Genomic DNA, 11,783 nt, shown 5'->3' with positions numbered 1-11,783 from the left:
AGTTTCCATTAATTCTTTACTATCCTTTCGTGGACTTGTCCTCACCGACGTAATGGCTTGGCTTTTACTTTATTTATCCGGCACTTTTTTTCACTACCCCCACCATGGGCTCTAGTGCCCCCGGCCGCCCCCGTTGCGGACATTGCCGTACCTTGCCACTACATTTCCCTTTATTCACTACCCCATGAAAATCCGGACTGGCTTCGGCTACGACGTTCACCAACTGCGGGAAGGCCTGCCCTTCTGGCTCGGCGGCATTCAAGTGCCTCATACTCATGGCGCCCTCGGCCACTCCGATGCCGACGTGCTCATTCACGTTATCTGCGACGCGCTGCTGGGCGCAGCCAATCTGCGCGACATTGGCTTTCATTTTCCTGACACCGACCCGCAGTACAAAGGCATTGACTCCAAGCGGCTGCTGGCTGAGGTAGTGCGTCTGCTGCAGGAGCGCGGCTACACCATTTCCAACATCGACTCCACCATTTGCCTGGAAGCGCCGAAAGTGAACCCACACATTCCGGAAATGCAGCGCGTGCTGGCCGAGGTGATGGGCATCCCCACCGACGATATCAGCATCAAGGCCACTACCACCGAAAAGCTGGGCTTTGTAGGCCGGCGCGAGGGGGTAGCTGCTTACGCCTCCGTGCTCATCGTGCAACCCTAAGAGGTAAAATGGTGAGTTTGTGAGACGGTGAGTTACAACACCGCCGTGCAGTTGACTTCGTGCCTAATAGATCACCCACACACCCTTTTGTCATCCTGAGCAGAGCGAAGGACCTCTACAGAAGGTAATTACTAGCGGTAGAGGTCTTTCGCTCTGCGCAGGATGACAAGTGGATAAGAAGCATTTCCCTACCCCTCCTACTCTTCCCAACCTCTCTTTATTTTTTATGAAGAAACATTCCTTTCTGGCTTTTCTGCTGGCAACTGGCGTAGCTACCTCCGCCGTAGCCCAGCAGGCGCCCGAGAAAATCAAGGTAAAAACTAAGCGCAAGGCTAAAACCGAAGCCCCTGCCGTACAGCAGGCAACGGATGCAAGAGCTGCCGCCGCTCCGGACCCCGCCGACCTACCCCGCACCTACGCCGAAACCATCACCCAAGCCGACCTACGCCAGCACCTGACGGTACTGGCCTCGGATGCTTACGAAGGCCGCGAAACCGGCGAGAAAGGTCAGAAAATGGCCGCCGAGTACATTGCCAACCGCTTCAAGGAGTTGGGTCTGCAGGGCCCCGTGCAGGGCAGTGACAACCCTTACCTTCAGCACTTCACCATGGTGCGCAGCACCTGGGCCGATGGTGCTACCCTGAAAGTAGGCGGTCAGACCTTTAAGTGGCTGACGGATTTCTACGCCGCCGGCAGCGGTGGCTTTGCGCAGGAAACAGCCATTCAGCCGGTATTTGCCGGCTACGGCATCGAGCAGGACGGCTATTCCGATTACGCTGCCCTCGGTGATGTGAAAGGCAAGGACCTGCTGATTCTCATTGGTGAGCCTCAGAACGACAAGGGGGCTGCGCTGCTTGGCAAAGATGGACAGGGTAGCAAGTGGGGCCAAGATTACCGGGCTAAGCTGCAAATGGCTAGCCAGAAAGGTGCCCGCTCGGTATTCTTCGTGGACTTCAACCCCAACAGCAACTTCGAGAAGATGGCGGCGCGCATGACGCCCTACATCAGCCGCCCCAGCATTGCTTTCAAAGATGCTGCTCCCGGCACGGCGCGCGCTACGGCCTTCTTCGTGTCGCCGGCCGTTGGCTACAAAATGCTGGGTAGCAACGCGGCAGCCGTAACCAAGTACACCGCTGGCATTAATAAAGCCGGTAAGCCTACGGCTACCCCCTTCAAACCCGCCAAAGTGCTGGTGAAAGCCGCCAAGAAAACCGAAGATTTCACCACCGAGAACGTGCTGGGCTACCTCGAAGGCACCGACAAGAAGGATGAAATCATGGTGCTATCGGCCCACTACGACCACATCGGCATCATTAACGGCGAGGTGCACAACGGTGCCGACGACGATGGCTCGGGTACGGTAACAGTGCTGGAAATGGCCGAAGCCTTCGTGAAAGCCAAGGCCGAAGGCCACGGCCCACGCCGCAGCGTGCTGTTCCTGACGGTAACGGGCGAGGAAAAAGGCCTGCTGGGCTCGGAGTACTATACTGACCACCCCATCTTCCCGCTGGAGAAAACCATGGTGGACCTCAACACCGACATGGTGGGCCGCACCGACAAGGAGCACGAGGGCAAGGGCGACTACGTGTACGTCATCGGTTCGGATAAGCTCAGCTCCCAGCTCCACCAGATTCTGCTGGACCAGAACCAGAAGTACATCCAGATGGACCTCGACTTCCGCTTCAACGACCCCGAGGACCCGAACCGCTTCTACTACCGCTCCGACCACTATAACTTCGCGAAGCACCGCATTCCGGTAGCCTTCTTCTTCAATGGCGTGCACGATGACTACCACGGCGCCGGCGACGAAGTTGAGAAAATCGAGTTTCCGAAGATGGAGAAGCGCGCCCGCCTGGTGTTCTATACCGCCTGGGACCTAGCCAACCGCGACCAGCGCATCGTGGTGGATTCGAACAAGAAATAAATAAGCGGCTACGCGCTTAGCACCTGCTGAGCTTCCGCTGTTAATGCAAACCCTCGCCTGTGGCAGAACCGGAGTAACTCCCGGGCAACTGCCGCAGACGAGGGTTTGACGTAATACGTCGTGCTGTCGTCGTGGAAGGACAAAATGACCTTTTCCCGGCGCAGAAAGCCTTCCGGTTCATAATCTACCCGCTTTAGTGCCGTATATTCGTGGTAGGTGGTTTGCGTAACCTTCACCTCCAGGCGCGTTGGGTGCAGCACCAGCCGGGGGCTAAGGTCGTTGCGGGAAGTGCCCGGAATAAACCCCAGCATCCGGAAGCTGCTTTCAATAGCATCGATGGGTACCGGGACGCCCTGGGTGGGAAAGGGGTCAGGAATCTGGAAAACAGTCATTAGTAAACTAGCGGAAATAGGTGATGGAGCAACTCTCGAAATCTGTGCTGACGAAACCTAGTCAATTTCAGAAAGACAGCGAGGCCAAGGCCTTCGACTTGGAGCACCGACGTAAAATCCGCTTCAACATTGGCAAGTACAACGCGGCTGTGCAAACCGGTCTGGGCTTCTACCAGGACCACGAGCTGGCGCGGGCGCGGGCTTCCTACCTCAAAACCCAGGTCATCAATCACCTGGACGAATACCTGCTCCAGTTCGAGGAAAAGTTTACGGCCAGAGGTGGCAAGGTCATCTGGGCCCAGAACGCGGAGGAGGCTCTGTTTGAGGTCGGCAAGATTATGGAGCGCCGCCAGGCCCGTACGGTGGTGAAAGCCAAGAGCATGACCACCGAGGAAATTCACCTGAACAAGTACCTCGAGAAGCGTGGCATTGAGTCGGTGGAAACGGACCTGGGCGAGTTTATTGTGCAGCTGAACGGAGAGCGGCCCTACCACATCGTGACGCCGGCCATGCACCTGAGCAAGCTCGACATTGCTGATATCTTCGTGAAGCATCTGGGCATTGAGTATACCGACGATGCTCAGAAGCTGGTGCTCACGGCCCGCCACTTGCTCCGCGACAAATACACTTCGGCCGAGGTAGGCATTACGGGCGGTAACTTCATCATTGCCGATACCGGCGCTATTGCTGTTACCGAAAACGAAGGCAACGCCCGCCTTTCGGCTACCTTCCCCAAAACCCACATTGCCATTGTGGGCATTGAAAAGGTGATTCCGCGGCTGCAGGACCTGGATTTGTTTTGGCCCCTGCTGAGCACCAGCGGCACAGGCCAGCAAGTGACGGTGTACAACACCATTTACACCGGTCCGCGCCAGCCCCTAGAAAAGGATGGGCCGGAAGAGATGTTCGTGATTCTGCTCGATAATGGCCGTACCAACCTGCTGGCCCAGCCCGACAAGCGGGAGGCCCTGAATTGCATCCGGTGCGGGGCCTGCCTGAACATTTGCCCGGTGTATAAGAACATCGGCGGCCACACTTACGAGGCTACCTATTCCGGCCCCATTGGCTCCGTAATTACGCCCCACCTCTCGGGCATGGCCGAAAATAAGCACCTAAGCTATGCTAGCAGCCTGTGCGGTGCCTGCACCTCGGTGTGCCCGGTAAAGATTCCTATCCATAATATTCTGCTCAAAAATCGGCAGCAGAGCGTGCAGGAAGGCTTCACCGACAAAGAGGAACGCCGGGCTATTGGGCTGTGGCTGCATGGCATGAAGCACCGTTGGGTGTGGGACCTGGCCCCGGCTTCAGCCAAAAACTGGGTACTAAGCCGCTTGCTAGGAGAAGTGGGCTGGAGCAAGCGCCGCGATGCCGTACAGGTAGCGCCCAAAACTTTCCGGCAACTGTGGAAGGAGCGTCCAAAGCAGTAAAGTCCCTACCCCCTCAACTTCCGGCAGGGTTCAGTAGTAGAAGGCAGGCGGCGGGAATGCCGCACTTGCTTTATCTCTATGCTATTCGCGCTCAAAGGGCTGGCCTTGCTGGTTGGCCTGTTCCTGGTGACTGTCACGGTACTGGCGGCCGTTCGTTCCTTCGTGCTTCCGCGCAACGAATCCGTACTCCTGAATAACTGGGTTTTCACGAGTATCCGATGGGTTTTCATGACTATGGCCTCCTGGGGCCGCACCTATGGGCAGCGCGACCGGATAATGGCGCTGTACGCACCAGTGGGCCTAGTAGCCCTGCCCATTGCCTGGTTAGGGGTAGTTAGTTTCGGGTACACGGCCATCTTCTGGGCCCTGGGCGAAGGCGACCTGGACCGGTGCTACCGTATCAGCAACAGCTCTCTGCTCACGTTGGGGTCGGAGGAACCCAGTGAGGGAGTGGTGGCTACGGTCATGTCGTACTCCGAGGCTACGCTGGGGTTGTTGCTCCTGACACTGCTGATTTCCTACCTCCCTACCATCTACCAAGCCTACTCCCGCCGCGAACTAGTAATAGCCCGCCTTGATCTGCGCACGGGCACTTCCAGCTCAACAGTAGGACTAATTCAGTGGGTGCACCAAACCGGCTCCATTTCCGATGAGAAGGAGCAATGGCAGCAGTGGGAAGAGTGGTTCGTGGAAATAGAAGAAAGCCACACTTCCCTTCCTATTCTTTCCTTTTTCCGGTCGCCGCAGCCGGGCCGTTCCTGGGTTATGGCTTCCGATATTATTCTGGAAACGGCTGCCCTGCTACTGAGCGTAGTGGATGCACCGCGCAACCCCCACATGGCGCTGTGCTTCAAGGCGGGCACTCTGGCGGTCAATCGGGTGTCGCGCTTTTTCAAGTTTGAAGCCGAAACCAGAGAGCCCGAGCCGCCCAGCACTAAAGAGCCCGTAGAAGACCCAAAGTACCAGGACTTTCAGAAGGCCTACCAGGAACTACAAGAGGCAGGCATTCCGCTGCAGGCAGATCAGCAAGCAGCCTGGCGCAAATACCAGCGGCTGCGCGGCGAGTACGCTGGCGCCATTCACTACCTGGCCAACCTGACCATGGCCCCGCAGATCAAGCCGCTTTAAATTGCTTTACCGGGCAAGGAGAAAGGCAACCAGACTTACTGTGCGTCTTCGTCGGGCAGAATCTGCACATCCTGCACCAGCACCATTTTTTCGATTTCCCTACCCCTGGTGGTGTTGGCAAGGCCACCTAGGGCCGTTTCCTTGTAGCGGGTTTCCATGCTCTGGCCGACTTCACCGAGGGCCGCCACGCACTGATCTACAGGAATTACCGGATCGACGCCAGCAATTGCAATTTGGGCGGAGCTGAAGGCAATAGCAGCTGCCGAAGCGTTGCGCACTACGCAGGGAACTTCTACCAAGCCGGCCACTGGGTCGCAGACCAGGCCTAGCATGCACTGAATAGTAATGGCCACGGCCGCGAAGGTTTCCTCTACCGACCCGCCCAGGCAGTACACAATAGCCCCACTACCCATGGCCGCGGCCGAACCAGTTTCCGCCTGGCAGCCGCCTACGGCTCCGGCCAGGGAGGCATTTTGCTCAATGATGAGGGCAATACCCGCCGCTACCAGCAGCCCTTCCAGAATGGCCCGATCCTCCAGCTTGTGCAAGTCCTGGAGGGTAACCAGCACGCCCGGCAGAATACCTGAGGCCCCAGCTGTGGGAGCTGCTACTACCCGGCCCATGCACGAGTTTACTTCCTTAGCGCCCAGCGCCCGCGTAACCAGTTGCTTAAACTCCGGCGACAACACAGTAACCGGCGAGGCGGCAATTTTCTTGGCACCGTTATTCACCATGCCCGAACGCGACGTCATATTCTGAGTGAGGCCGGTGTGCACGGCGTCGCGCATCACGTCGTAGGCTCGCTGTAGGCCCGCCCATATTTCTTCCTCCGTGCGGCCTTTCTGCTCAATTTCGTAGGCCAAAACGGGTTGATACAGCGGCTCGCCGGTAGAGGCGCAGTGAGCTTGCCAGCTGGCAAAATCAGTGAAGAGCAAGGACATGGGTGGGGTGGGTAGTGGGGTGAACAGCAGAACAAGAAGACCAGATTGGGTTTCTATGACGAAGCTCGTATTTTGGCAGGTAGCAAACCAATTGGTCCTACTATTCTGCTCGCTGATTTCGTTTCTCTTTTTTAATGAAAGCTCATTTTATTTCCTACGGTCTGGTAGGAGCCGTACTTTCCGGCCTTACTGCCTGCCACTTCAATTCTTCCCGTCTGAATAGCGAACAGGATAAGGCAATAGCTGACAAGTTGATGGTGGATTATTTTTCTAACCAGAAGTCCAACCAGACCCAAACAAACATGCAGCTATTTTCATCCCGTTTTTGGCAAGTGGCGTCGCGTGATGAAATGAATCAGATTTTCAAAAAGCGCGACGAAGTGTTGGGGCAGTTGCAAGACGCTTCCCTGGAAAAATGGCAAACCAAAGTTACTAGCGGCACAAAACCTTCGGGTGAGTACCAGTTACAATACAAAAATACGTACACAAAAGGTGAGGCCATAGAAACGTTCAGGCTGGAACGCGAGGCCAACGACTCCTTGAAAATTGTGTACTATAACATCAACTCGAAGGAATTCCTGCGGTAATGTTCAAGATAAAAGACAAAAACCGAGCCGCTGACATAGCATTAGCGGCTCGGTTTTTTATATTCCCATAGTTCGTTTCCTATGCTTCCTGCTTTTCACTCACCAGCTTGATGGCTGCCGAGTTGATGCACAGGCGCAGGCCGCTGGGGGGCGGACCATCGGGGAAAACGTGACCTTGGTGGGCGTCGCAGACGTTGCAGAGCACTTCCACGCGCGTCATGCCGTAGCTGGTGTCCTTCTTGTATTTGATGGCATTTTCCTGCACCGGCTGCGTAAAGCTCGGCCAGCCCGTGCCCGACTCAAACTTAGTGCGGGAATCATAGAGTGGGGTGCCGCAGCAGACGCAGGCATACAGGCCGGCTTCGTGGGCCTCGCAGTACTCGCCGGTAAAGGCCCGCTCGGTGCCGTGCTGGCGAGTGATGTGGTACTGCTCGGGCGTGAGTTGGGCGCGCCACTCGGCGTCGGTTTTTTCTACGCGCTTATCGGGGGCCGGGCTGCCGTGGTTGGCCAGCCGGATAACATCGTTCCAGGTTTGCATGGGTTGTGAAGATTTGGATGAAAGGGCGGGTGTAGTGGAAACGCATCCGTAGGGCCAGAAGTTTAACGCGGCCCTACCCCTGCAGCCAGCTTACAACTGCTCCCCATGATCTTCCAGGCTCCACTTGCGCCATTGCTGGCGAGCGTAGCGGAGTAGTTCCGGCGGAGCTCCCCGGAAATCTTTTTCGTTTTGGTAGCGCCCTGCGTACAGCGTGTACCCTTCAGGGGCATCCAACTCGGCTTTACTGAGCGTATCAACGCAGCACGGATTGGCGGGCGCGCGCTGGGCTACCGTCACGGAGTCGTACTGTACCACCGTTTGGCCCCGCAGAGCATATTTCTTGCGGCCAGCATGCATAATCAGCTTCAGATCGGAGGGGCTCACGTCGCTGCGACAGGTGAGTTGGTATACCAGCGTGGTTTCTGTTTCGCCGTCAGCATTCAGGTCGGTAACGGAGGTAGAGCCTGGCAAGGGTCCCAGCCACATATCGAAGGCGCAGTTCCGGATGGCATCCTGCATGTGCCAGAGCTCCTGCCAGCGGCCAGCGGCCTGCCGCACGTACTGCCGGGCAAACAGCTCCACGCCCGACTCCTCATCGGTGTATTCGGTTATCTTCTCATCAAACGGACCGCGCCGGGTGATTACCAGCAGGTTTTCGCCGTTACGGTCCTGCCACTGCCGCGCTTCCAGCAGCTTGCCGGGTGGAAGTAGGGTAGGGTCTAGAATCTGACTGGCCTTTAAGGTGCGGACGTGAATTGAATTGGGGGTGGTGGGGGCCGCCGACTGAGCGGCTGGTGCTGTGCTGGCTGCTGAGGTTTGTGGTGGATTATCGGAACAGGCGCCTACCCCCAGCAGGAGCGCAAACCCCAAAGAAAATTTTCGCATTATCGTCCTGGTTGGCCGTATCTCAAGTATAGGCAAGCTATGAAAATCCTGACTGCTGCCCAGACCCACCAAGCTGATCAAGCCACTATTCAGGCCCAAGGCATCCGCTCCGAAGAACTTATGGAACGAGCTGCCGCAGCCTTTGTCGAGTGGCTGCTGGCCCGCCTCGCCGCCGATCCGGCTCGTCCACTTCATATCTTCTGCGGCCCCGGCAACAATGGCGGCGACGGACTAGTCATTGCTCGGCGGCTGTACCAAGAAGGGTTTCGGGCCCAGGTTTGGCTACTGCCGGCCAGCAAGTATTCTTCTGACTTTCAGCTAAACCGCCAGCGCCTACCCCCAGAATTGGTTTGCCAGGAGTTAAACCCCGAGCAGCTGCCCCCACTCCCACCTAATGCACTGGTTCTGGATGCTTTGTTCGGCACGGGTCTGAGCCGGCCCCTATCGGACGCTGCCGCCCAGGTAGTGCAGCACCTGAACAACTCCGATGTTTGCATTATAGCGGTGGATATTCCGTCGGGACTGTTGGCCGATGCTCCGCAGCCATCCGACAGTGTTATTGCCAACGCCCGCTACACCATCAGCTTTGAACTGCCCAAGCTGGCGTTTCTACTTCCCCAGAACGCCGAATACGTAGGCGAGTGGCACGTCCTACCCATCGGCCTCGACCAGCATTTTATCCACAATGCATCTGTGGATAACTTTTTCGTAGATGAAGATTTTCTTTTAGGTCGCTTACCTGCCCGGAGCAAGTTCAGCCATAAGGGCACCTTTGGGCACGCGCTGCTGCTGGCCGGTAGCAGAGGCAAAATAGGAGCCGCAGTGCTGGCTTCGAAAGCCTGTCTGCGCGGTGGGGTTGGGCTGCTTACAGTTCGGGTGCCGGCCGTGGGCTACGATATTCTGCAGACAGCAGTACCCGAAGCTATGGCCCTGACGGACCCGTCAATGGATTTCGTAACGGAGCTGCCCGACCTGAAATCATATGCAGCCGTTGGCATCGGGCCGGGCTTAGGGCAGGAAGAGGCGACCCGAGAAGTGCTGCGCCAGTTGCTAGGCAAGGCCACCGTACCGCTGGTGTTGGATGCCGACGCCCTGAATCTGCTGGGTGCCAATCCTGATCTGCTCAGCTTGCTACCCCCCGATTCTCTGCTAACCCCTCACCCCAAGGAATTTGAGCGCCTAATAGGTGAGCCTGCCCGCGACGACTACCATAGGCTGGAGCAGTTGCGTGCTTTCGCCCGAAACCACCGCTGTTACTGCGTATTAAAAGGCGCTTACACGGCCCTGGCTACCCCCGATGGTATGCTTTACTTCAACAGCACTGGCAACCCTGGCATGGCCACGGGCGGTAGCGGTGACGTACTGACTGGCCTGCTGCTGGCTTTGCGAGCTGATAAGCGCCTTACGCCCTTGGATGCAGCCTTGCTCGGCCTCTACGCCCACGGCCGCGCTGGCGACCTGGCTGCCCAAGAAACCGGTGAAGCGGGCCTCGTAGCTGATGACATTACCCGATTTATCGGCTCGGCTCTCCTAGAACTGACTACTTCCCTACCCCCTCAATTGTAATCGACCCAGCTCTGCTACAGCCCCGCCGCTTGCGCGTCGGTTACCCACCACACGGCCAGAAACTGAATTAGCATGACGCCGTCAGTGAGCAAGGCAAAGTAGTAATCGGTGCGCGACTCCTCGGCAAACCAGATTACCCCGGCAGCTACTAACAAGGGCAGCGCCAAGGCTGCCTCGTGGCCGGGCGGCGCCCCCGGCGGCACCAGCAGAGCAGCAGCCACTAGCGCGGCCAAGGCTATGTATTTGGTTGCTTGTACGCCAAAAATCCCAGGAAAAGTGCGCGTACCGGTCAGGCGGTCTTTGGTATAATCCCGGATATCAAACACGAAGGCCAGGGCCAGAATGAACAGGAAGCGGCGAAGAAACAGAATCAGCACCACCGGCTCCAGCAGTTCCCTACCTAGGTACAGCGCCGGAATCCAGACCGTCACGGCCGCCCACACGTAGCCGATCAGGAACACTTTGATCAGAGGCAGGTCGCGCAGGGCCCACCACCGCCCGCGGCGCTTAAACAAGGGCATGGAGTATAGCACCGAAATGGCGCCCAGGTGTCCCAGAAACAGGGTCAGGCTCAGGCGGGCATCGGTAAGAAACAACATCCCTGCCACTCCGCCAGCCAGTATGGCCAGCAGCAGCAGCGCCCGGCGGTGCTGGCGCATCCACTGCTTGCGCTTAGAGAGGCCGGGCTGCTGGTTTTGTTTGTAGGGAAGTACGCTGTCGAGGTTGTAGAGAAATAGCGTCGCCGAGAAAATTAGCGCCCCGAGCCGGAGCGGAATGTGCACCCGCCAGAACAGGAACGTGGCCCACATCAGCCCCAGTGCCGCCAGCGAGAGCCAGACGCTGCTATACAGCACGGCATCTGTCAGGCGCTTGGCGCCCACGCCCAACAAACGGAATGATGGCATAGAGAACTTCTCAGAACACGAAGCAGCAATTGCCCTCCGCTACCCCGAAGATACAGGATGACTACTTCCCGGTTTCGCTGTGGGCGGCATCTAGTTTCTTCGATTCTGGGGAGCCGTGCTGGCGTAGGAATATCGAGAGTCCTACAATGGATACAATAGACAAGAACTCACTTTGCCAGTTCTGAAACGACTCAAACCAGAAGCGGCTGGTAGCTATGTAGCCTAGCGTATCGAGAGCGGGTTTGCCCTGCTGAACCTGTTCAATGCTATACACTTCGGCCCCGCCTTTAGCGTGCAGCCACAGAGAGGCAAAAAACAGTAGAAAAAAGGCGATGCTGAGCGAACGACGATAAAGAGCCAGCTGCCAGCCCCCGCGCTTTACCGGTACAGGCGCGTCTTCCTTAGCAGGGTCAGGCTCTTGGTCCACTTCCTCTTCCTCATACAGCTTTTTCGATTCGGAAGAGCCACGCTGCCGGAGCCAGACAGTTAGGATAACATACAGGCCCATCTGCAGAAACTCGCTTTCCCAGTTCTCGAAGGTAGCCTCCAAAAAATGACCCGAGCTGAGATACTGGCTCAGGGACAGGGCAGGTAAACGCATTTCTTCCAGATCAGCATTGTACTCGTGCCAGCCCGTGAAGACCTGCCCCACTAGAGTGCCTAGAATCAGTAGTGTGCCAACCAGTAACAGGCTGTTTTCATACAGAAAGCGAAGTAAGCGGGAAGTAGGGCGTTGAATTGACATACAGGCGTCATACGCAACACTACCCTGAAAAAGATGCTACCCTTGAGCTAGGCACCCAAGCAGCTCTCCTAAAACGCAGCA

At 57.1% G+C, this 11,783-nt stretch carries 12 protein-coding genes; 6 read left to right on the top strand and 6 right to left on the bottom strand.

Annotated elements, in window-relative coordinates; genetic code table 11:
• Positions 1–184: 184 nt before the first annotated feature.
• Together ispF and DNI29_RS15150 are read left to right on the top strand one after the other, a co-directional pair.
• Positions 185–664 (top strand): 2-C-methyl-D-erythritol 2,4-cyclodiphosphate synthase, encoded by a 480-nt coding sequence (ispF, locus tag DNI29_RS15155; RefSeq protein WP_110978968.1) that lies wholly within the window; start codon positions 185–187, stop codon positions 662–664.
• Between the two features lie 226 nt (positions 665–890).
• The gene (locus tag DNI29_RS15150; protein ID WP_110978967.1) at positions 891–2,588 is read left to right on the top strand and encodes a M28 family peptidase; all 1,698 of its coding nucleotides are present in this window, start codon (positions 891–893) and stop codon (positions 2,586–2,588) included.
• 8 nt (positions 2,589–2,596) lie between these two features.
• Here DNI29_RS15150 and DNI29_RS15145 read toward each other — a convergent pair whose 3' ends face one another.
• Positions 2,597–2,980: a hypothetical protein gene (locus DNI29_RS15145; RefSeq protein WP_110978966.1), complete on the bottom strand. Its 384-nt coding sequence runs from the start codon at positions 2,978–2,980 to the stop codon at positions 2,597–2,599.
• A 44-nt stretch (positions 2,981–3,024) separates the two neighbouring features.
• On the opposite strand from DNI29_RS15145, the gene DNI29_RS15140 reads away from it, so the two are divergent.
• Complete coding sequence (locus DNI29_RS15140; protein ID WP_238388105.1) at positions 3,025–4,407, top strand: LutB/LldF family L-lactate oxidation iron-sulfur protein; 1,383 nt, start codon at positions 3,025–3,027, stop codon at positions 4,405–4,407.
• Between the two features lie 78 nt (positions 4,408–4,485).
• Positions 4,486–5,535: a hypothetical protein gene (locus tag DNI29_RS15135; protein ID WP_110978964.1), complete on the top strand. Its 1,050-nt coding sequence runs from the start codon at positions 4,486–4,488 to the stop codon at positions 5,533–5,535.
• A 35-nt stretch (positions 5,536–5,570) separates the two neighbouring features.
• Here DNI29_RS15135 and sdaAA read toward each other — a convergent pair whose 3' ends face one another.
• Positions 5,571–6,476, bottom strand: a complete 906-nt coding sequence (gene sdaAA, locus DNI29_RS15130; RefSeq protein ID WP_110978963.1) for an L-serine ammonia-lyase, iron-sulfur-dependent, subunit alpha — start codon at positions 6,474–6,476, stop codon at positions 5,571–5,573.
• A 134-nt stretch (positions 6,477–6,610) separates the two neighbouring features.
• On the opposite strand from sdaAA, the gene DNI29_RS15125 reads away from it, so the two are divergent.
• On the top strand, positions 6,611–7,063 hold the full coding sequence (locus DNI29_RS15125) for a hypothetical protein (RefSeq protein ID WP_110978962.1): 453 nt from the start codon (positions 6,611–6,613) through the stop codon (positions 7,061–7,063).
• A gap of 79 nt (positions 7,064–7,142) precedes the next feature.
• Here the strand turns inward: DNI29_RS15125 and msrB are convergent, their stop codons facing one another.
• On the bottom strand, positions 7,143–7,601 hold the full coding sequence (gene msrB, locus DNI29_RS15120; protein WP_110978961.1) for a peptide-methionine (R)-S-oxide reductase MsrB: 459 nt from the start codon (positions 7,599–7,601) through the stop codon (positions 7,143–7,145).
• 90 nt (positions 7,602–7,691) lie between these two features.
• Positions 7,692–8,486, bottom strand: coding sequence for a M949_RS01915 family surface polysaccharide biosynthesis protein (locus tag DNI29_RS15115; protein WP_123823271.1), 795 nt, complete (start codon positions 8,484–8,486; stop codon positions 7,692–7,694).
• A gap of 39 nt (positions 8,487–8,525) precedes the next feature.
• On the opposite strand from DNI29_RS15115, the gene DNI29_RS15110 reads away from it, so the two are divergent.
• Positions 8,526–10,052 carry an NAD(P)H-hydrate dehydratase gene (locus DNI29_RS15110; RefSeq protein ID WP_110978959.1) on the top strand — a complete coding sequence of 509 codons (1,527 nt, stop codon included), beginning with the start codon at positions 8,526–8,528 and terminating at the stop codon, positions 10,050–10,052.
• Positions 10,053–10,066: 14 nt separating this feature from the next.
• On the opposite strand, the gene DNI29_RS15105 is transcribed toward DNI29_RS15110, so the two are convergent.
• Both DNI29_RS15105 and DNI29_RS15100 read right to left on the bottom strand, forming a co-directional pair.
• Complete coding sequence (locus DNI29_RS15105; protein WP_110978958.1) at positions 10,067–10,957, bottom strand: UbiA family prenyltransferase; 891 nt, start codon at positions 10,955–10,957, stop codon at positions 10,067–10,069.
• Between the two features lie 61 nt (positions 10,958–11,018).
• Positions 11,019–11,702, bottom strand: a complete 684-nt coding sequence (locus tag DNI29_RS15100; protein ID WP_110978957.1) for a DUF6766 family protein — start codon at positions 11,700–11,702, stop codon at positions 11,019–11,021.
• Positions 11,703–11,783 lie beyond the last annotated feature (81 nt).

This window comes from Hymenobacter sediminis, assembly GCF_003231285.1.
GTDB classification, from domain to species: Bacteria; Bacteroidota; Bacteroidia; order Cytophagales; family Hymenobacteraceae; genus Hymenobacter; species Hymenobacter sediminis.
This window is presented reverse-complemented; position numbering and strand designations above follow the sequence as displayed.

Coding starts and splice junctions, on each gene's coding strand:
- ispF (WP_110978968.1), top strand. CDS start 185: ATGAAAATCCGGACTGGCTTCGGCTACGACGTTCACCAACTGCGGGAA.
- DNI29_RS15150 (WP_110978967.1), top strand. CDS start 891: ATGAAGAAACATTCCTTTCTGGCTTTTCTGCTGGCAACTGGCGTAGCT.
- DNI29_RS15145 (WP_110978966.1), bottom strand. CDS start 2,980: ATGACTGTTTTCCAGATTCCTGACCCCTTTCCCACCCAGGGCGTCCCG.
- DNI29_RS15135 (WP_110978964.1), top strand. CDS start 4,486: ATGCTATTCGCGCTCAAAGGGCTGGCCTTGCTGGTTGGCCTGTTCCTG.
- sdaAA (WP_110978963.1), bottom strand. CDS start 6,476: ATGTCCTTGCTCTTCACTGATTTTGCCAGCTGGCAAGCTCACTGCGCC.
- DNI29_RS15125 (WP_110978962.1), top strand. CDS start 6,611: ATGAAAGCTCATTTTATTTCCTACGGTCTGGTAGGAGCCGTACTTTCC.
- msrB (WP_110978961.1), bottom strand. CDS start 7,601: ATGCAAACCTGGAACGATGTTATCCGGCTGGCCAACCACGGCAGCCCG.
- DNI29_RS15115 (WP_123823271.1), bottom strand. CDS start 8,486: ATGCGAAAATTTTCTTTGGGGTTTGCGCTCCTGCTGGGGGTAGGCGCC.
- DNI29_RS15110 (WP_110978959.1), top strand. CDS start 8,526: ATGAAAATCCTGACTGCTGCCCAGACCCACCAAGCTGATCAAGCCACT.
- DNI29_RS15105 (WP_110978958.1), bottom strand. CDS start 10,957: ATGCCATCATTCCGTTTGTTGGGCGTGGGCGCCAAGCGCCTGACAGAT.
- DNI29_RS15100 (WP_110978957.1), bottom strand. CDS start 11,702: ATGTCAATTCAACGCCCTACTTCCCGCTTACTTCGCTTTCTGTATGAA.